Raw genomic sequence first — 18,620 nt, 5'->3', positions numbered from 1 at the left:
CTTTGTCCCCTAACTTTCGGCGAGTCCCCCCAGACTTTTTGAGAAGCTTCGTTTCGGCAGCAGTGGAGCGTTGAGTAATACCACTGCCATGAATTAAAATATCAATAGTTCCATAATAATTAAAAGCTTGATCAGCTTTATCAGCCAAAGTCTCAGATTGTGTTAAATCAAGAGATAAAATTTGTACTTCTGCTTGATATTTAGTTATACAATTATTCGCAACCCGTTGTAATTCTTGTTCTCTACGGGCTGATAAAATAAGTTTAGCTCCATTGGCAGATAATTGATAGCTCAGAGCTTCTCCAATACCTGAAGAAGCTCCCGTAAGCCAAATAACTTTATCTTTAATTTGAGTCATAAATCTCCGAATCTACGCCTAAACAGTTGACTAAAATACCATGTATAAAGGGTAGTTTTTGAGGTTAGGAAGTATCAACTATATCGCTTGACAATTAGTTGGGGTACTGCACTAAATTTCTGATAAGATTTAGAGTAACAGATAAAGCTTACATAGCATTCCTCAGACTAATGAACTGAGTTCTATATACTCAAAACCAGTATGGGAATTGCTATTATCTGGCTATTAATCTTCGATAGTATGACCCGCTTCGATAATAATCCCTTTAATGATTTCTGTGGATTCATCTGTGTCTACGGTTACCATTTTTGCATCAACATCAACAGATACTTTCGCCTCTGGTTTTTCTCCTGTAATAGCTTTAGTAATGGCATCAGCACAACCACCGCAAGCAATACTAGGAACTTTTAAAGTTATGGTCATAATAAATTAGTTGATCATCATTCTACCCCTTAATCATAATTTTATCTTAGTTTAAGTGGGCATTTTTTAACAAAAAGTTTGTTTTAACTAACAGTTATTGACTCGCTTTTTTTAAAGCATTAATTTCTGCTAAAGCCGCCTCAGCAGCTATGGTTTCCCCCATTTTTGCCCAGATGTCAGCCGCTTTTTGAAAATCAGCGATCGCTTTTTCGGTTTCTCCAAGATCAACAAAAGTCAATCCCCGGTTAAAATAGGCTTCTCCGTACATAGGATCGATGGTAACTGCCTCAGTAAAGTCAATTTTTGCCAATTCTGGGCTTTCTGAGTTAAGATGAGCTAATCCTAAGTTATTTTGAGCAAAAGCATCATTAGGATTTATTTTTATCGCTTTTTCATAATCTGCGATCGCTTTTTCATCTTCCCCTAGCTGTAGATAAACATTGCCTCGGTTAACATAAGCTTGACCCATTTGTGGGTCTAATGCTAATGCTTGGCTGAAATCTGCCAATGCTTCCTCAAATTGACCCAAACTGCTGTAAACAAACCCCCGATTAAAATAAGCGTTAACATCTTGAGGATTTTCCGCAATAACTTGCTCAAAATCTCTTAAAGCTCCCTCATAGTTACCCTGACGAGTTTTTTCTATGCCTTGCTGTACCATTTCCACGGTATCTACTATCATTACCGAGGACTCAATAGGAACCGAGGAAGATTGATGACTACAACCGATTATAAAAGCGATAACTAACAATGAAGATAAGTAAAACCCAGTATTTTTATGTCTGAAAATGTATGAACCGTTAAAAAGCGAAAATTTGGCAATTTGACGAAAAAAATTAAACATTGAACTAAATTATCTTTATTAACAAGGGTCAAAATAAACTTATATCCTCACTTGATTGATTTTTAAGCACAAAAACTACCATTTGTCAACTAGACAAAACAAAAATAACTAGGTATATTGGCTGAGACAGATATCGTGTGGTGAGGAATAGTATACCGTGAAAAATTTATTATTATCTATCATTATGATAGCGTTAGGCTCTATACCTGCACAGGCACAAACAGCCACCTATTATGCTTCTCATTATCAAGGGCAGAAAACAGCATCAGGGGTACGATTTAGTAATAGTGCCATGATGGCTGCTCATCCTAGTTTACCTTTTGGCACAAAAGTCAAAGTGACCAATCGTAAGACTGGAAAAAGTGTTATTGTTCGTATTGTAGATCGCTGTCGTTGTAGTCTGGATCTATCCCAAAGTGCTTTCAGCACAATTGGTTCCTTAAAATCAGGCAGAATCCCCGTTAAAATTACAGTCTTGAATTAATAAAGTCTTAATAATAGTCCCTAATAACAAAATAGCTAGTGATTGGGATCAGTCACTAGCTTAGTTTTAATTATATTTACGGTTATCTTAAATTAGTTGCTGTTACCAACAAAAGCAACGGTTAAACTATCATTGGCTAAGAAATGATCTAAGTGATAAGCTCTCTCTTCAGTTTCAAGTAATATTTTTTCCAGTTGATAACGAGTAGCTCTATCCCCTAAGCTCTCAGCTTGGGTTGCTTGTCTACGCAACACCTTAATAATAGCCTGCTCTGCTGCTAGGTCGTTCTCTACCATTGTGCGACAGTCGTACATACCGTCTTTTTCTGGCTCAAAACAACATAATTCAGCCAATTTGCTAAAGCTGGCCACAGGAATTCCACCTAATCCATTTAAGCGTTCTGCTAAATCGTGGACGTGTTCGCGAGCTTCTTCGTAACTTTCACTAAAATACTCGTGCAAGGAGTAAAATTCTGAGCCTTCTACCAAAAAATGGTGTTTTTCGTATTGTAAAAAAAGTGCTTGAAAACTGGCGATGAGTAGATTTAATCCCTCACAAACAGGGGTAGTAACACTTTTATCTAATGCAACTGGGTTTTCTCCTACTTCACCAAAAGCACGGAGCAGGCCTTGAGCAGTTTCCATGTCTGTAAATTCCCTTTTGAACGATACTTCTATCATTAAAATAACTCATTTCAGCAGTAGTTTATCAAGACTCTGTGAAATTGTCTAAAAATATTCACCTTTGTCCAAACCTTACTAAGTAAAGTCTTACGTCCGTTCTAGCCAGGGTTAAGCAGGGATTTTTTTTTGAAAAATAGTTGAGAATCTATATCATTTATATGGTACACTAGGTGAAGAAACAATGACAATTATCTTCAGTTGCTTGAGTCCATGAATTTAACCAATCTCCCTTTTGAAACCAGGCAAGTTGTTGAGGTCGATTCATGCAATCGTTGGATTGTCTTCCGTCGTCTTCAGGAACTAGACATTCCTTGTTTTTGTGAAACCCACAAACCCCTGGAGGTTCATGCATCAAACCCTACAGCCATAATACAGTTGTGGAGTGTGACAAAACAATATTCAGCGTCCCGTCAGGAATTAATTGACTGGCTTCAGGACTGCTGGCATTTTAACAAACGTTAAATTATTCAGATTATCAATTTAAGAAAATTTTAAATAAAAAATAATGTCAAAAACTAATACGACATCACAATTTCGTATAGTAGGTCAACTAGAAAGTTTTGTCATTAAAAAAGGTGACAAAATTAAATATCTACGGCTCAAAGTTGAAGAGAGGGAATATTGGTTAAAAATTCCCAAGAAATTACGCCCAGAAATCCCTCTCACTATGGTTCCTGGAACCTGGCTAGAAATCGAAGGAAACCGAGAATTTAAGAAAAGCAAGGGATTTTTTCAACTAGAAGCCAGCCAGATCAAATTGTTACCAAATCCTGACATTCCCTATGCGGTTATTGTCTCAGAACCCGAGTCAAACCCTGTTGGAAAAATTCTCGTTTGTCAAAAATCTAGCTGTTGGAAACGAGGAGGAAAAAGTGTCTATCAACGGTTAGAACAAGAATTAGAACAACAGGGACTAGGGGATCGAGTTAAGGTTAAGTTAACGGGATGTTTAAAACAGTGTAAGAAAGGACCTAGCTTAGTGATTATGCCCCATAAAGCCCGTTATGGTCAAGTTAAGCCAGGACAAGTCCAGGAGTTATTAACCAAGCATTTTAACCCCTAAACAATAAGACCACAGCATAAACAGAAATACCCTCTTCTCGCCCCACTGGGCCTAGCTTTTCGTTGGTGGTTGCTTTGATACCTACTTGATCACGATTGATCTGTAGGGAGTGAGCAAGCTTTTCCTGCATAGGCCGTAAGTGGGGTTTCATTTTGGGTTTTTCAGCAATAATCACAGAATCAATATTACCAACGTGCCAACCCCGCACCCGTATCAACTGATCTACTTGTTGCAATAGTAATAAACTGTCAGCTCCTGACCATTTTGGATCGGAGGGGGGAAAATAGTGGCCAATATCTCCTAAACTTAATGCTCCTAACATAGCATCCATAATGGCATGGGTGAGCGCATCAGCATCGCTATGTCCTAATAATCCCAGAGAATGGGGAATATTGACACCACCCAAAATTAAGGGGCGATCGGAGACTAAACGATGAGTATCATAACCGTTACCGATGCGGATGTTCATAAGTTAATTTCTAACTGATTTTATCAATGTATAAATTATATCAAGGGAAGAAAGATAAATATCTTTTCTGTGTATAAAATAAACAGACAGAATCCCTCGTTGTTGAACCTATACCAAGCTTACTTAAAATTCCGATCATTACGACCAAATTAGACTTAAGAATCACCTAAAATTAATCGTTGACGGTGAATGTTAGTTAACTGTAATTCTATCCCAGATATCCTTTCTAACATCAAAATAACCTGTTGAGGTTGTAGCATTGTGCCATCATTACGACAACTGCCAATGTACTGCAAAATAACCTTATTATCTTGATAAGATTCTAAGGATAAATGGGACAAACGATCTCGGAGATTAACTGTTTTCTTTTTACCTGACTTCGTTCTTTTTTCCCAGTTAATTTCTGAACTGTTTAAGATATTTTCAAGCCAATTTTTCCAAATTTCCTCAGAGAAGATATGCTCAGTTTCCACCGTAATTAAATATTCTGCCTCCTCCAATAGTCGAGTAGCTGAGGTAGACTTAACCGATACCTCTTCTACTTGATAAACGGGAAGATCTGAGGGTAACTGTTCCTCTAAAGCGTGACGAAACTTATCAACATCGATCATTTCAGTTAACTCAAAATCGACAATTTCGCCGTTGCTAGTTACACCCAAAGTTAACGCATTGGCAATAGAAATTCTTGGCCCCGGATGATATCCCCCCGTAAAAGAAATTGGCAGGGCTGCACGACGCACCGCTCGATCAAATAACCTCACCAAATCAAGGTGGCTAACTAACGCCATTTCTCCAATTTTGCCAAAATGAACCCGAAACCTTTGTAACCTTTCTGGATTGGGCTGGAAATGACCAGTGAATTCAGGAATTGCTGGGGGTTGCACTACAACGTTATGACCAAAATCTACCCCACAAACCCCACAATGGGAACAACGGTCAAAAGAACAGTCGGGGACTGTTGCTGATTCTAAAGCTTGTTGTAAATCCTCTTGTAACCATTTTTTGTCGATGCCTGTATTGATATGATCCCAAGGTAAAGGAGCGTTGTATAGGTCTATATTTCCTTGAAAAACGTTCCATTCTCCCTCTTCTACCTGACGATACTTCCAACTTAACCCAGCTTCATCGATCGCCTGTTCCCACGCTTCGTAAGCTTTTTGAGCATTTTCCCACCAGGAGTCCATCCCCGCACCTAATTCCCAAGCGCGACGAATGACAGGAGCTAAACGGCGATCGCCTCTACCGATAAAATCCTCCATAGCAGAGATTTTGACATCGGTATAATTAGCTTTAACTCCTCTAAGACTACGAAACGCCTCTCTCAATAACTCCTGTTTCCGTTTAAACTCTGCGGTGGAAACAGAATGCCACTGAAATGGTGTATGAGGTTTCGGGGTAAAATTAGACACTGTAATGGTAAATTGCAGGGGTTTACGCCCTTTGAGGCGACATTCTTGACGCAACCACCGTACTGTCTCGACAATCCCCAACACATCGAGATCCGTTTCCCCTGGTAAGCCAATCATAAAGTAGAGTTTAACTTTATCCCAACCTTCTTCAACGGCGGTTTTCACCCCTCGCAATAACTCTTCATTGGTTAACCCTTTATTGATCACATCTCGCATTCTTTGAGTACCGGCTTCTGGGGCAAAGGTTAGCCCTGACTGACGGTTGCCGCCGACAATATTGGCAATATTTTTATCAAACCTGTCTACTCGTTGACTGGGTAGAGATAGGGTAATATTTTCATCTTTAAGACGGTTTTTAATTTCTGTTCCCACTGCAGGAAGGGCTAAATAGTCGGAGCAACTCAACGACAATAATGAAAATTCATTATGCCCTGTTTCCCTAATACCCCGTTCGATGGTTTCGATGACATCATCTGGTTGCACATCCCTGGCTGGACGAGTTAACATTCCTGGTTGACAAAAACGACATCCTCTGGTGCAACCTCTTCTTATTTCTACTACCAAGCGATCGTGAATGGTTTCGATAAACGGCACTAAACCAATGGCATAAGCTGGCATAGGAGGGGACACACGGCGTAAAATTCTTGGGGGTACATCCGGTCGGTTGGGGACGACTTCTCCTGCTTCGGTTATGTCATAAAAGCGAGGTACATAAACTCCTGGAATTTGCGCTAAATCTAATAATAATGATTCTTTAGTCAGGTTGTTGGCCTTCCCTTGTTCTATAATTAAACCGATTTCTGGTAATAATTCTTCCCCATCTCCCAGAGCCATAAAATCAAAAAATTCTGCAAAAGGTTCGGGGTTAGATGTGGCGGTTTGTCCCCCGGCAAAAATTAAAGGATATTCTCCCAAATTTCTTTCTTTCCAGGTTAAGGGGATTTGAGCTAAATCTAGCATCTCCAAGATATTAGTAGCCCCTAATTCATAACTGAGGTTGAAGCCTAAAATGTCGAAATCCTTAAGAACTCGGCGAGATTCTAGGGCAAATAAGGGTGTTTGGGTTTCTCGTAATTTCTGAGCTAAATCTGGTGCTGGTAAGTAGGTACGATCGCAGAGTTGACGGGGCTGTGCATTAATAATATTGTAGAGAATGATATGACCTAAATTAGACGCTCCCAATTCATAAACCTCTGGGTAGGTTAAAACCCACCGTACTTTTCCCCGGTTCCAGGGTTTATGTTTAGCTCCTAATTCATTGCCCAAATAACGGGCAGGTTTATTAACCTCTGGGGTTAGTAGTTTCTCAATAGCAATACCCACAAACAAACCTCCGGCACTTCCCTTATTGTCTCTTGCTTTTCTAATATACTGGAAGTGTGGAGGAGTAAGCCAATGATTGATTTTATTATTATTATTTTTTAAGCAGCTATTTTTTGGTCAAATAATGACTCGTAGGTTTGACGGTTTTCGTAAATTTCCAAAGCTCTATCTAACTGAGTTAATTCAAAAATGATACGAACCGACGGTGATAGAGAGCAAACACTCAGTTTTTTGTTAAGACCCTGAGCAACACGGAAAACTGATACAATTGCCATAAGTCCCGCACTGTCAATAAACTCGACTTGGCGCATATCCACTAAAAAATTTCCGTCAGAGTTATTAGTAACAAAACTCATTAACTGCTGTTGAAAACTGTCTACATTAGCAGCTGTAATGTAACCATTTGGTTCAAAAACAGCCACCCTTAAATCAGTCAAAAGACTCCCCATCGTTAGTATCTATCCTCAAGTTGAAAATTAGTTTACTTATGGTATGACCAAATTATAATCACTTTTTTGTTAATTGGCTCTAGTCTTAACCCTTTCAATAAGTTTTTCCAAGAAATTAATCTTAGTTTAATAAAAGGTTAATGTTTTAGACCGAGCTATGATTTTTGTTTATTTTGGCTAGGGTTGAGTTTCAGTCTATTAATATAGAAATTATACCCAGATCTAGCCATAATGTGGCCCTTCCTTTGTATCACTTTGTTAAGTGATCGAGTAATAGTTTAGCATTGTATCAGTTTTTTTGTAAAAAAAAGTTAAGCAAGCTACAAAAATTACTGTCCCACTAATGGTTTACTAGAGATCATAACGGTTGTTAAAAAATCACAAAAATTATCAGTCATTGATAATAGTAGAAGTAAGACCATTCTCCACATCTACCAACTTAGCCGAAAATCCCCTGTTGTCAAGAGCGGAGAAAGATCTGTGAACCGGCCTCCTTTAATTCGTCAATTAGTCGAAAAAGCGTTGCATCTCAAACGATTGACCCCAGAAATCGAGATGGCTATTAACCATGAGTTAACCCGTACTGGTTATATTTCTGATGTGGACTATGAAGCTTTGGAATTATTAATGTCAGAGATGGATGAAGGGCGAATTCGTTTTACCTAAAAAACTGTGAGCGAGAGAAAGCCATCCCATTTTAACCGATGGCAGTGGAGAGGGGCTGTGGGGCAAATTCGATTAGCCTAGTCTGTTTTATTCTTTCATCCCCATGAACCAAGTTAAAAGTCCACCAGCAATAGCCATAATTCCTAAGCTCAGTAAAACTGGTTGTAGACCAAATAAAGTTTCAGCAATACCAGCCAACGCTAAGGGTAAAGACAAGGCAATGTTAACTGCGTTGTTTTGCAAGCCAAAAACTTTACCACGCATATCCACAGGGGTTTCTGCTTGGATAATGGTTTGCATGGGGACCCCAACAAAGGCGGCGAATACTCCTAAAAATGTGATCATCAGTAGGGTTAACCACAAACTACTGGTAGATAATGATAAACCCACTAAGGAAACAGCCATTCCCATTGCTCCCCATAAACCCAACTGATTATTACGGAATTTTTGTCCCCAATTCCCTAAAACTGTAGCACCACAACCCATCCCTAAGCCACCAGTGGCTAATAAAAAGCCAAATTTTTCGGCCTTCATTCCTGGAATAGTTTCCGCCATACGAACTGCTAAAACCGATAGGGCGGCAAAAATACAAAATAAAATTACTAATTGAAGTAAAGCATTACGAACCCGATGATTAGCCTTTAAATAACGAATACCGTCTTTAATATCTTCGAGGACGTGGGGCTGTTCTTTTTCCCGTTTTTGTTGTTTTTCTCCTGTTTTTAAGAATATAAGCACTAAACCAGCAATAAAATAAGAAGCTCCTACTAAAAAGGCTTTACCTTCTTCCCAGGAAAAACCCAGATTTTCGGCAAAATGGGAAGCAACTTCCAGTAAAGGATCACCTATGGCAAAACCAACAATTGTCATAGCCATCATGGTGGTAGTGAACAGGGAATTAGCCGATAATAGGTGACGACGTTTGACTAGTAGGGGAATGGTAGCTTGCTCTGCCGGGGCGAAAAATTGAGTAATGGTAGAATCTATTAGGGTCAAGGTGAAGAGAACAATAAAACCTAATGGTAATAAAAAGGGTTCTTGGGTTTGATATTGTTCAACCCGCAACCACTGAGGCAGCCAAGTCATACTTAAGGTAAAGGAATCTTCCTGACATAGCCAGAGTAGGGGAGGAATAATGAACACAAGGGCTGCACGAACAAAGTTAGAAATTACTAATACCCCTTTTTTCGACCAGCGATCGACATATACTCCGGCCAATGAACCAAAGAAAACTGCCGGAATGGTAAAAGCAATCATGATCGCTGATACCCAACCACTAATAGGTTGATTTTCCCCCTGAAAATGACCGGCAATAAAAGCGATCATCAATACTAAATAAACTTTGTCTGCTAATTGAGAAAATATTTGTCCTATCCAAAGAACTAAAAATTGAGGATTCTCTAATACTGGAGCAAAACCTTGACGGGGAGACTTTTTGGAACTATTGGAAAGATCCATAGATTCCTCTTGACTGGTAACATCTGGGGTTTTGTTAATAGGGGTTGGAGTGGTTTCAGAATCAGAAACGGTCATAATTTACTGTTAATTTTTTTTTCACACGCAAAACAATCGATCGCGCCATCACACATTATGGTTGGAGGGTTAAGCTAGAATTCCTAGTTCCCCTACAAGAGCTATTAAAAATATTGGGAGTACCCTAACTCGTTTTTCCACTGTTATATTCTAAATGTTTTCCACAGACGATAGTTTAGGAATGGTTTGTTTTACAAAGCTCTGTAGAGTTTGTGTTCGTTTTGTTTGCTCGAACACTTGTTTGATTTTTTTAGATAGCTTTTCTACATCTATAGTTTGATTGTTATCAATGCTAATGTCCTGTTCCTGAAAATACTCAACTAAACTTAAACCAGCGACACGGGTTAAGTAGGCAGCACTAATTCCTTGAACCGTTCCCCCTGCTACATAAGTTATGGCGTTGCTTTTGAGTAAACCGCTAATTGCATGGGTTGACAACTCTACTAATCCTAGTTTTAACATGAGTTTGCCAATGCTCCCTGCTGCGACTTGTGCTTGGGAGAGGGTGAATTTTTGCTGATAAATATTGCTTAAATCTGCTACCATTTGAGTGTTTATCGCGACTGTCGCTAATAAATCTAAGGACGCAACAGGGTTAGCAAAAGCGGTAGCTGCCGCTATCCATTGATATTTTTCCATCATAGGTAAAGCGCGCTTTAGTCTAATTTTATTTAAAATTTGTTTGGCTTGTTGTTTAACTTGTTGGGCTGCACGCCACACTTTTCCCCAAATTAATTGTTCTCTTTCTTGACTAACGATTAATTCTATTCTGTTTGTCAAAGATGAAATATTAGGAGGTTTTTTCTCAGTCCATTCTTGATAGGAGTTATTGTCTTGGTATTGACGAACTTTTAAAGAATTTGGTTGAGAAATAATTCCTATTACAGCATCTCCAGGAATGAGACTTTTAACCCTTTGTCTTATTTGTTGTAAAATGATTTCTTTTTCTTCTGAATTGTGCTGCTCAGACTCGTCCACAGCAATTAAGCAACGTTGATGATTTTCGTGAAATTTTTGTATGACTTGCCACTGAGTTTCGCTCAAATCTGTGTTCATCAAAAAAATGATTAGGTCTGCGTCGTAATTTACATTCTCAAGGTTAGATGATTTTAAGAATTTAGTTTCTTTGAGCCTGTTTTCTTGATCTATTAAAAGTTTATTTAAGCTACTTGTTACCGTACTACAATCACTTACTATTCCTACAGATATTGATTTATCGTTTAGCTTTTCTGGTAAATTTTCTGCTTGATTTTCTAGCTCTAATAAGTTACATTCTGGGTCTTCTTTTTTAATTACGTTTAATACTTTTTTGATATCAAAAATTGCTTGGTTAACCTCTGTTATACTTAGGGGCGAAAGAGGTTGATAAATTTGTTTTTGGGGCTGTTTTTTTTGCCACCACCAGACCCCTGTACCAATGGCCATCAGACTCAAAAGGCTCCATTCTCCTATAGCGATGGCTTGTTCCTGGAGAGCTTCCCCTAACCATAATAAGAAAGAAAGTCCTAAACCTGCGACGAGAATGGGTTTTTTTACCTTAACTGTCATTGTTCCCCCTCAAAGTTGCCCTAATTTTCCTTGACTTGATTCTACTCTTTTTAGGGTACTTTTTCAATTAGCTTACAGCTTCCCAAGTACGGCCAGCAATAGGTTTTGTTTGCAGGTTTGAAAGAATATATAGACGAAGAAACATCAATTGCTATATATTAATAAGTGGGTAACTTTAAGAAAGCCAAGTGGTCTTAATGCGATTCCAAACACTAGAAACCGAAGCTTTGATTTCTTTTTTTAAATACCATTGTTGAAAAGCCTTTTCGTATTCTTCTCCTTCTGTTTGGAATATTTTAAAAGTATCTAAAGTCAGGGGAAGTCCTAAAATAATTAACACATATAATGACCAAGATAGGGTTCCTATCGCCAAGAAATTCAGTAACATAAGAAAAAAATTGACAATAGTGTAGCGGATAAATTTCTGTTTAAGTTGTCTTCTGCGATGTTGATTAAATTCATCCTTTTTTTCTTGACGTTGTTTTTGTAATAGCCAATCTTTTTCAGCTAATTGTAAAACATCGGTATCAATATCTAATTCTGCTGCAATTTCCCAAAGTTGAGTACGAGACAATTCTTCAACCTCGGTTTTGCGAGCAATAGCCAAATGTAAAATTTCTTGAACTTCCTCTTTACGGTAGGATTGAGGCGGTTGTGAGTCAGAAGCAGACATATATCTTATGTAACTCGGTGGTAACTGACCAAAGGGTTTGAATCGCTGCAATCGTAAGATCGAAGGGATCTTAATCAAGCTGCTCCTATTATATTATGCCGAATTTTTCAGTGTTTTGGCTCTCTTGTGCTTGTGATTAAAGTAAAATTTTATAGTTATCCATGACAAATAGGGTGGTTAACCATTTCGTCACGGACAATCAAGCAGTTTCCTGGGACTGATCTGAACAATTCCTGAACTTTCCTGAACAAATAGGGATTTTTTCTGCTTGATATTTTTGACATACTGATGGTGTTCAGTTCGCAAAAACAAAAAAATTACAGGGAGAAGTCCAAATGAATACACAACAAGACAGAGTTCATCAAATTGTAAAAGCTGAACCATTTATTGAAAACCAGCAAGGAATAGAAGAAGAAAATAAGATCTTAAAGGATGGATTAGAGGATATTTTCGCTGAAATTACAAAATTGAAAGAAATTTTAAACCAATATGCCTAAAATATTTGCATTAAAGTCTGACAGTTACCCATCAGACTTAATGCAAGAAGTCAAAAGTGTTGCCTCTTCCTAAAAATGAAAAAAATAACTTTATTATTCATACCATTTCTTCTTTTCTTTCCTTCGCTCAGTGTTGCTGTGGGAGGGAATTTTTATGACAATACAAATAATGATAAACGAGCTTTATTGCTAAGTGAGATATCTCATCTCGATATCAAAAGCATTGTTACAAAAATTGTTAATGCTTACTTAAATAAACAAACTATAATAGAATTTGATGATAATTTAAAATCTGAGGAAGCAAAAATAATACAAGAAGAAGTTATTAATATTTTAAGTTCTTCTCAAGGTAAAATTATTGGTTATAAAGCTGCATTAACTAATCCAAGATCACAGAAAAAATTTAATGTTAATCAACCATTATTAGGAATACTCTTAGAAAAGATGTTGTTGCCATCAGGAAGCACTATTTCTCCTAATTTTGGAGCTCAACCCATGATAGAGGGAGATCTAATGGTTAGAGTTTCTAGTGAGAAAATTAATGAAGCAACCACACCTCAAGAAACATTAAAATACTTAGATGCAGTTATCCCTTTTCTGGAACTACCTGATTTAGTTTATGATGAAAATATCAAAGTTAATGGAGCAATGTTGACAGCAATCAATGTAGGTGCTAGGTTTGGCATAGTGGGTGATTTTATAAAGTTAAATCAACAAACAGCCACAACAAATAGTCTTAAAAATATTTCTGTTACCTTAAGAGATGAGTCAGGAAAAATAATTGGTCAAGGTAATAGTAATACTTTGTTAGGTGATCCTTTAAATGTAGTATTTTGGATTAAAGAAGAATTAAAAACTCAAGATAAAACACTAAAAAAAGGTGATTTATTATCTTTGGGAAGTATTACCCCCTTGATTCCTATAGAAACACAAAAAATGATTACTGCTCAATATACTAGTTTAGAGAACGACGAAGTAAGAAAAATAATGGTTAGTTTTGAACAAATTAATCAGTAGCCAAAAAAGTATTATAACTAGCTGACCTGATTTAGGTGTTAGGAGTTAAATTTTTTTTGATGAGAGAATCAGGAAAATTTTACCTCTTTAATTTTTCTAAATTATACAAACTATCACAAAAATATTGTGAATACTCGAAAGAAAATTTACGAAAATTACTTATCTTTAACTGGTGCTGATGCTATGTTACAGTATTTAATTAAAGATATTGAACAAGGAAGCTCGGCGAGGAAACCTCGCCAAGACCAGATCTTGTTTAAAGAGGATAAAAATAACGATGATTAATAGAAATCTCTCTGGAAAATATGGTTCTCATGGGACTTAAATCTGGCAAAATTATCGAGAGAGTTACGAATCAATAGGCTTAGTCTGATGGAAAAAGGATAAATCAATATAACGATGACCATCAGTAGTATGATAGATAACATCTTGAAATTGATGATCCCAAAGTATATCTTGAAAACCGTAGGAAGAACGAGCATACATAGTTTGGTCGATAGATTCATCAATGCCAGATAAGGAAGTTAATAACAGGGCTTTTTTTCTTTTTAAAGTATCGATGTCTACCTCATATAAAGGGCTGTTTTCATCGATGGTGTGCATAACTGTCCACGTCATTGCTAAAGTTGGGCTATAGTCTCTAAGTAATTTCAATTCGTGAACTCTACGGAAAAAATTACCTTCTTTACTAACTTCATCCCACATTAAATATAAACGAATTTTGGCTTCAAGAATATAGTTTCTGCGTTGATTAGAGACTCTCAGCATAAGAGTTGGGACATTATTATAAGGAAGAACTACAACCACATCAGAAAATAAAATCTTCGCATTAGATTGAGAAAAACGAGCAAACGCTAAACCTGTAATCAAAGCAATGCCTAAAATACTCACAAAGGCTTCTAAGGTAACAAGAATATTTGTATAAACAGTGGTAGGATACATATTCCCGTAACCAATGGTAGAAAATGTATGAACACTAAAGAAGAAAGCTTCACCAAAAGAACCCTTAACAGCGTTTTCTATCCCTTCTATACCGAATAAATAAGCTAAAGCGAAACCCCCATTTAGAACAAAGTAAAAAATGGACATTAAAATAATAAAATATTTCCAAGGAATATTTAATAGTAAATGATAAGGTTCTCGCCAGTGATGATACCAAGCATCTAAACCTTCAATATTAAACTTAATCCAAAATTGGTTAGACGAATAACCAGAACGGGGTTTTTGACGAGAATATTTCCGTTTACGAAAAGGTGGAAAGGGAAGCATTAATAATAAACCTATAAAATGAGAACAAATTAAATTTTTAAATATGGTAGCTCAATTGATGTTTTTTGTCTGGGTACATCAATAGAATATGAACAAGCTCTAATAAATTAGAAATTTGCGTTCAAGAACAAATGGCAAGACCCGCTCTTGTTAACCCTTTTTTAAATTGATAGCTTAAAACCTGAAAACCCTCGAAGGTGCGCTTAAAGATGCGGGTGGCTACCGCCGCGTCTTCGACGGTGAGAATCGGCTTGGATCACACCTCTGCCTCCTGCCTCTTCTAGAAGATAAGATGGGTTTTAGAACAGGATTTGGTATTACGATCACTCGGAGATAAAATCAAGTATGGCGTATGGCCAAAGTAACTCAAAGACGCACCGTAATTGATTATGCTCATTTACTCAAAGAAAAAGAAGCAAAAATCTCCCCTTACAGCGTAGCTTAACGGTGAGAGTATCAACCATTGATACACTACATTTTTTTGATACTTAATCAAAATATTTCTGGTTTATACGTGGAGGTAACTTGATAAATTCCCCAAACTGGTTTAGCAGTAATCTTTAGAAATCCTACATTTTTTAACCATTGTTTGATATTGCCTTGAGCATAAATAGCTGAATAAGGTTCTCTAAATAGTTTAATGAGCAATTGAAGATGTTTTAATCTTTTTTGATTGGCATCTAAGATAATCAATTGTCCTTGGGGTTTAAGTAATCTAAAACTTTCTTTGATAATTAGTTGAGAAATAAAATTAGGGGTTTCATGCAATAGTAAAGAGAGGGTAATTAAATCGTAGGAATTTGTTAACATTTCCGTAGCTTCTGCTAATCCATGTATCCATTGTATTTGTAGATTTTTATCTTCTGCTTTTTTCTGAGCCATTATTAACATATAGGGAGATAAATCTAAGCCAGTCACTAAGGCTTCTGGAAACATTTGTTTTAATTTTATGGTATTGGAACCAGTTCCACAGCCTAAATCTATAACTTTCTTTGGTTTGATGGTAATTTCATTCAATAAACATTGGCGTATCCATTGTTCATAAGGCAAGGTTGCCAAGGGGGTTATGATATCATAAGTAATAGCGGCAATGGAATTAAGATAACCTTGGGGGATTCCATGATAATTAACTGACGTGTAATAAGAAGGATAGGTAAATAATGGCCGTTGAAAATGAGTAATTTCTTGTTCCCAGTCTATTGATTCATACCATTTCAGATTTTTTTCTCCTATCAAGGTTGCTACAAAATAGTTCAAAAATGTATGGCTAATTTTTGTCAACTTAATTATCATATATTATTTAATTATGCTAATGAATAAAATTAAAATTCAAACCAGTAACTAAAGACAATTCTTCTTTTAAAAGGAATTTCTTTCTGTCTCATCGAATACGCAGGAAGTTTCCTGCCTTACCCTTCGGTGTGCGCATCCTAGCGCCGGAAGCCGACGCTAGGATCGTACCTCTGCCTTCAAGGGTGAAGACCTGGTAACTATTTAATCAAGGGGTTTAGTGACAACACCAATCCAATTAATATGCCACTCGTTTTCATTTGCTAATTGCGGAGTAATTGAATTTCCATCGCTAGAACGGACATACACTCGAAATCCTCCTTCTGTACTATCAGAAGTAGAAATCAATTCTAGAATAGTATCAGAATTGGCTCGCCCTTCCAGGACCGGGAAGTAGATAGGGATTTCACTAAAGTCGGCATTGAGGGTGTCTATATCAACAAAAAGGCTAATTCCATCTGAATGTAGCTGCCAATTGGTAGAACCAGGTAAGGTAGTACCTGTACCAATTTCTGCGATATCAACCTTTCTTGGAGGTATCAAGGGAGTTGGCGTAGGTTCTAAATCAGCTACATTAATATTACATATTCCTTCACTGAAGTTGGGGGTAGCATCTGGGAAGAAAGTTCGGATACCACTAGCTCTAGGAGCAAAAAGATTATCAAAGGTTTGACCATCATCCGTTATTTTTAAAATACAACCGACTCTTCCTTCACTATCAGTAGGATTATCTGCAAAGGCACGAGTAGCGAATTTAAGGATGTCAGAGGCACTCAGAGTATAAGCATATCCTTTAACAGGAGAACTCACTCGACTGTTTCCCACTTGCATTTCTACTCCTATAGTAAAAATACTCCCAGGTACAACTTCAACAGCATCCAACATTCCAGCTAATCCCTTCTCTTGTAGATCCAAATAACGACCAACAAAATGTAAACCACCTATTTTTCTACCGTCTGGTTCTCCACAGAAAATGTGATTGAATCCTTCTCGCCCAAACCAAGCTTTGGTTAAACGCTCTAAATAAAGTTGAGATTCAGTAATAGGAGGTTCATTCCCAAAAACACGATTTCCAGTAAAAGTTTGTATATCCTGGAGAACAGTGGGAAATTTTTCCATCAGGGATTCAAATTCGGCGGGTTCAACTAATTTTCCAGGGGGCCCACATACCTCATTAACAGCTAAATCAAACTCATCTAACGTTGGAGGAATAGGAGTGGCATCGGCAATACCGATGTTATTGGGAACAGGGTTATCCTCTGTATCAAAAAAAGGAGCGAAATTGCTCTGAGGTGGTGAGGGAGGAACAGGAGGAGGAGGGGCAATTCCTTGATAGTTTCCACAACTAAGAGGTAACCATTTCTGTTGTCCTCCAATTCTAATAAAGGCATGAGTGCCACCTGGTATTTTGTTTTCCCCCAAGACTGTAAATAACTCACCGGAATTCACAGAAACGGGAGAAGTTCCATTTTTAATCGAAGAAACTGCTTGACAAACTTGATTAACTTCAAAAATGCGAGGTTCTGGGAAAAACGTTTGTGCATAGCTAGGGGAACAAATTACAAACCACGTTAAACTTAAAACTCCAATTAGCGCGATCACTACACGACTTAAGTAAAAATAGCCATTCTTAAATAGAGACAACATAGCTTTTCCTTAACTATTACAATTAGTGAACAGTGATTGCCAAAAAATCGATACTACAATTAAATCACCAAAGAAAGGTAGTTAGTGTTAACTTAAATTTAGAATAGCTCCTCTCAACTTGCTGTTATTGCGAAAAAATAATATTGTTGACTGTCCCTGATGTTATGCGATTTAACTGAGGAGTGGTTATTCCTTTATCACGAGTAGTTTCACTTTCAAAGAAAAACATTGGATTAGAATCAAACAGAATTTCGGGAAAAATTAGACCCGTCAGGTTTTCTACCATCGTTGTCGATGTTTGATAGATTTCAAATGGGTTAATTTCTCGATTACCACGGACTTGATTCATTGCACTTATAGCCAGATCATCTTGCCAGACAATGAAAGCCTCCGACTCAATCTGTTTAGAATTTTTGCCTATATAAGATATGATTTTCCAAAAACCAGAAGGGACTCTAGCAGGTTCCAATTCTGGCGTAGGAATAATCAGTCGATCCATTGGAGTGAATAGCGGCCCCGTAAAAATGTTAAACTTATCGTCTAAATCATTATTCAGTTCTTCAATCGCTCTCTCTAGAGCATTCCATTCGTCTTGATTGAAATTTTTGTGTTGTAGAGAAATATTAGTAAAATAACAGGAGTCTCTACTCGCGTCATTAGCCAATTTTTCAGTTCTTCCCCATGCCACTGCCTTTCTTCGCATTAAATGGCCTCGATCATAAGGATTTTCTACCTCATCCAAATCTTTATAATATATGTTATTTAACTGCTGAGAAGAAGCAATTCTAGAGTCAGTTCTAAATCTTCTCCCTTTACCATTATTTCTAAAAAGAGCATTTCCGGCAGAATATAAAGCTTGTCGTGTTTGTTGATTCATGACTACCGAATAATTAAGATAATCAAGAATCATATTGTCACGCAACGTATCTTCTCAAAAAGCCAGGGGTCACTCGCTGCGAAAACTTAGGCCAAACA

General features: G+C 37.3%; 22 protein-coding genes. 7 read left to right on the top strand and 15 right to left on the bottom strand.

Annotation, left to right across the window (positions count from 1 at the left end; translation table 11 throughout):
• The 3 genes from P9B04_RS24315 to P9B04_RS24305 all read right to left on the bottom strand — a co-directional run.
• A partial coding sequence (locus P9B04_RS24315; RefSeq protein WP_342057532.1) for an SDR family NAD(P)-dependent oxidoreductase occupies positions 1-358 on the bottom strand: 358 nt, incomplete at its 3' end.
• Positions 359-583: 225 nt separating this feature from the next.
• Positions 584-781, bottom strand: coding sequence for a heavy-metal-associated domain-containing protein (locus P9B04_RS24310; protein WP_342057531.1), 198 nt, complete (start codon positions 779-781; stop codon positions 584-586).
• Positions 782-875: 94 nt separating this feature from the next.
• Positions 876-1,463, bottom strand: a complete 588-nt coding sequence (locus tag P9B04_RS24305) for a tetratricopeptide repeat protein (RefSeq protein ID WP_342057530.1) — start codon at positions 1,461-1,463, stop codon at positions 876-878.
• 319 nt (positions 1,464-1,782) lie between these two features.
• Here P9B04_RS24305 and P9B04_RS24300 point away from each other — a divergent pair, with 319 nt between their 5' ends.
• Positions 1,783-2,109: a septal ring lytic transglycosylase RlpA family protein gene (locus P9B04_RS24300; RefSeq protein WP_342057529.1), complete on the top strand. Its 327-nt coding sequence runs from the start codon at positions 1,783-1,785 to the stop codon at positions 2,107-2,109.
• 92 nt (positions 2,110-2,201) lie between these two features.
• Here the strand turns inward: P9B04_RS24300 and P9B04_RS24295 are convergent, their stop codons facing one another.
• On the bottom strand, positions 2,202-2,753 hold the full coding sequence (locus P9B04_RS24295) for a Dps family protein (RefSeq protein ID WP_342057528.1): 552 nt from the start codon (positions 2,751-2,753) through the stop codon (positions 2,202-2,204).
• A 205-nt stretch (positions 2,754-2,958) separates the two neighbouring features.
• Complete coding sequence (locus P9B04_RS24290; RefSeq protein ID WP_342057534.1) at positions 2,959-3,144, bottom strand: hypothetical protein; 186 nt, start codon at positions 3,142-3,144, stop codon at positions 2,959-2,961.
• Between P9B04_RS24290 and P9B04_RS24285 the strand changes: the two genes are divergently transcribed.
• Together P9B04_RS24285 and P9B04_RS24280 are read left to right on the top strand one after the other, a co-directional pair.
• Entirely contained in the window at positions 3,069-3,254 is a 186-nt protein-coding gene (locus tag P9B04_RS24285; RefSeq protein ID WP_342057533.1) for an Asr1405/Asl0597 family protein, read from the top strand. The genes P9B04_RS24290 and P9B04_RS24285 overlap by 76 nt on opposite strands.
• Before the next feature lie 43 nt (positions 3,255-3,297).
• Complete coding sequence (locus tag P9B04_RS24280) at positions 3,298-3,855, top strand: (2Fe-2S) ferredoxin domain-containing protein (protein ID WP_342057527.1); 558 nt, start codon at positions 3,298-3,300, stop codon at positions 3,853-3,855.
• Here the strand turns inward: P9B04_RS24280 and ispF are convergent.
• The 3 genes from ispF to P9B04_RS24265 form a co-directional block, all read right to left on the bottom strand.
• Positions 3,845-4,324: a 2-C-methyl-D-erythritol 2,4-cyclodiphosphate synthase gene (ispF, locus tag P9B04_RS24275; protein WP_342057526.1), complete on the bottom strand. Its 480-nt coding sequence runs from the start codon at positions 4,322-4,324 to the stop codon at positions 3,845-3,847. The two genes, P9B04_RS24280 and ispF, sit on opposite strands and share 11 nt — an antisense overlap.
• Positions 4,325-4,479: 155 nt before the next feature.
• The gene (locus P9B04_RS24270; protein WP_342057525.1) at positions 4,480-7,056 is read right to left on the bottom strand and encodes a TIGR03960 family B12-binding radical SAM protein; all 2,577 of its coding nucleotides are present in this window, start codon (positions 7,054-7,056) and stop codon (positions 4,480-4,482) included.
• Positions 7,057-7,154: 98 nt separating this feature from the next.
• The gene (locus P9B04_RS24265) at positions 7,155-7,505 is read right to left on the bottom strand and encodes an STAS domain-containing protein (RefSeq protein ID WP_342057524.1); all 351 of its coding nucleotides are present in this window, start codon (positions 7,503-7,505) and stop codon (positions 7,155-7,157) included.
• Positions 7,506-7,985: 480 nt separating this feature from the next.
• Between P9B04_RS24265 and P9B04_RS24260 the strand changes: the two genes are divergently transcribed.
• Entirely contained in the window at positions 7,986-8,171 is a 186-nt protein-coding gene (locus tag P9B04_RS24260) for an acetylglutamate kinase (RefSeq protein ID WP_342057523.1), read from the top strand.
• 87 nt (positions 8,172-8,258) lie between these two features.
• Here P9B04_RS24260 and P9B04_RS24255 read toward each other — a convergent pair whose 3' ends face one another.
• From P9B04_RS24255 to P9B04_RS24245, 3 genes are all read right to left on the bottom strand, one after another.
• A complete protein-coding gene (locus P9B04_RS24255) occupies positions 8,259-9,704 on the bottom strand; it encodes an MFS transporter (protein WP_342057522.1) in 1,446 nt (481 codons plus the stop codon).
• A 150-nt stretch (positions 9,705-9,854) separates the two neighbouring features.
• On the bottom strand, positions 9,855-11,252 hold the full coding sequence (locus P9B04_RS24250) for a YcjF family protein (protein ID WP_342057521.1): 1,398 nt from the start codon (positions 11,250-11,252) through the stop codon (positions 9,855-9,857).
• A 175-nt stretch (positions 11,253-11,427) separates the two neighbouring features.
• Positions 11,428-11,925: a 2TM domain-containing protein gene (locus P9B04_RS24245; protein ID WP_342057520.1), complete on the bottom strand. Its 498-nt coding sequence runs from the start codon at positions 11,923-11,925 to the stop codon at positions 11,428-11,430.
• 335 nt (positions 11,926-12,260) lie between these two features.
• Here P9B04_RS24245 and P9B04_RS24240 point away from each other — a divergent pair, with 335 nt between their 5' ends.
• The 3 genes from P9B04_RS24240 to P9B04_RS24230 all read left to right on the top strand — a co-directional run bounded on the left by P9B04_RS24240 (position 12,261) and on the right by P9B04_RS24230 (position 13,724).
• Entirely contained in the window at positions 12,261-12,422 is a 162-nt protein-coding gene (locus P9B04_RS24240) for a hypothetical protein (protein WP_342057519.1), read from the top strand.
• A 75-nt stretch (positions 12,423-12,497) separates the two neighbouring features.
• Complete coding sequence (locus P9B04_RS24235) at positions 12,498-13,439, top strand: 2-keto-4-pentenoate hydratase (protein ID WP_342057518.1); 942 nt, start codon at positions 12,498-12,500, stop codon at positions 13,437-13,439.
• Between the two features lie 126 nt (positions 13,440-13,565).
• Positions 13,566-13,724: a hypothetical protein gene (locus P9B04_RS24230; protein WP_342057517.1), complete on the top strand. Its 159-nt coding sequence runs from the start codon at positions 13,566-13,568 to the stop codon at positions 13,722-13,724.
• A 63-nt stretch (positions 13,725-13,787) separates the two neighbouring features.
• On the opposite strand, the gene P9B04_RS24225 is transcribed toward P9B04_RS24230, so the two are convergent.
• The 4 genes from P9B04_RS24225 to P9B04_RS24210 all read right to left on the bottom strand — a co-directional run bounded on the left by P9B04_RS24225 (position 13,788) and on the right by P9B04_RS24210 (position 18,555).
• Complete coding sequence (locus P9B04_RS24225) at positions 13,788-14,708, bottom strand: ion channel (protein WP_342057516.1); 921 nt, start codon at positions 14,706-14,708, stop codon at positions 13,788-13,790.
• A gap of 492 nt (positions 14,709-15,200) precedes the next feature.
• Positions 15,201-15,965, bottom strand: a complete 765-nt coding sequence (locus tag P9B04_RS24220; RefSeq protein WP_342057515.1) for a class I SAM-dependent methyltransferase — start codon at positions 15,963-15,965, stop codon at positions 15,201-15,203.
• Positions 15,966-16,202: 237 nt separating this feature from the next.
• A complete protein-coding gene (locus P9B04_RS24215; protein WP_342057514.1) occupies positions 16,203-17,645 on the bottom strand; it encodes an EndoU domain-containing protein in 1,443 nt (480 codons plus the stop codon).
• Between the two features lie 124 nt (positions 17,646-17,769).
• Entirely contained in the window at positions 17,770-18,555 is a 786-nt protein-coding gene (locus P9B04_RS24210) for a DNA/RNA non-specific endonuclease (protein ID WP_342057513.1), read from the bottom strand.
• Positions 18,556-18,620 lie beyond the last annotated feature (65 nt).

Origin of the sequence: Crocosphaera sp. Alani8 (assembly GCF_038442745.1) — a bacterium.
Classification (GTDB): Bacteria; Cyanobacteriota; Cyanobacteriia; order Cyanobacteriales; family Microcystaceae; genus Crocosphaera.
This window is presented reverse-complemented; position numbering and strand designations above follow the sequence as displayed.

Coding starts and splice junctions, on each gene's coding strand:
- P9B04_RS24310 (WP_342057531.1), bottom strand. CDS start 781: ATGACCATAACTTTAAAAGTTCCTAGTATTGCTTGCGGTGGTTGTGCT.
- P9B04_RS24305 (WP_342057530.1), bottom strand. CDS start 1,463: ATGATAGTAGATACCGTGGAAATGGTACAGCAAGGCATAGAAAAAACT.
- P9B04_RS24295 (WP_342057528.1), bottom strand. CDS start 2,753: ATGGAAACTGCTCAAGGCCTGCTCCGTGCTTTTGGTGAAGTAGGAGAA.
- P9B04_RS24290 (WP_342057534.1), bottom strand. CDS start 3,144: ATGCATGAACCTCCAGGGGTTTGTGGGTTTCACAAAAACAAGGAATGT.
- P9B04_RS24280 (WP_342057527.1), top strand. CDS start 3,298: ATGTCAAAAACTAATACGACATCACAATTTCGTATAGTAGGTCAACTA.
- ispF (WP_342057526.1), bottom strand. CDS start 4,324: ATGAACATCCGCATCGGTAACGGTTATGATACTCATCGTTTAGTCTCC.
- P9B04_RS24265 (WP_342057524.1), bottom strand. CDS start 7,505: ATGGGGAGTCTTTTGACTGATTTAAGGGTGGCTGTTTTTGAACCAAAT.
- P9B04_RS24255 (WP_342057522.1), bottom strand. CDS start 9,704: ATGACCGTTTCTGATTCTGAAACCACTCCAACCCCTATTAACAAAACC.
- P9B04_RS24250 (WP_342057521.1), bottom strand. CDS start 11,252: ATGACAGTTAAGGTAAAAAAACCCATTCTCGTCGCAGGTTTAGGACTT.
- P9B04_RS24245 (WP_342057520.1), bottom strand. CDS start 11,925: ATGTCTGCTTCTGACTCACAACCGCCTCAATCCTACCGTAAAGAGGAA.
- P9B04_RS24240 (WP_342057519.1), top strand. CDS start 12,261: ATGAATACACAACAAGACAGAGTTCATCAAATTGTAAAAGCTGAACCA.
- P9B04_RS24235 (WP_342057518.1), top strand. CDS start 12,498: ATGAAAAAAATAACTTTATTATTCATACCATTTCTTCTTTTCTTTCCT.
- P9B04_RS24225 (WP_342057516.1), bottom strand. CDS start 14,708: ATGCTTCCCTTTCCACCTTTTCGTAAACGGAAATATTCTCGTCAAAAA.
- P9B04_RS24215 (WP_342057514.1), bottom strand. CDS start 17,645: ATGTTGTCTCTATTTAAGAATGGCTATTTTTACTTAAGTCGTGTAGTG.
- P9B04_RS24210 (WP_342057513.1), bottom strand. CDS start 18,555: ATGATTCTTGATTATCTTAATTATTCGGTAGTCATGAATCAACAAACA.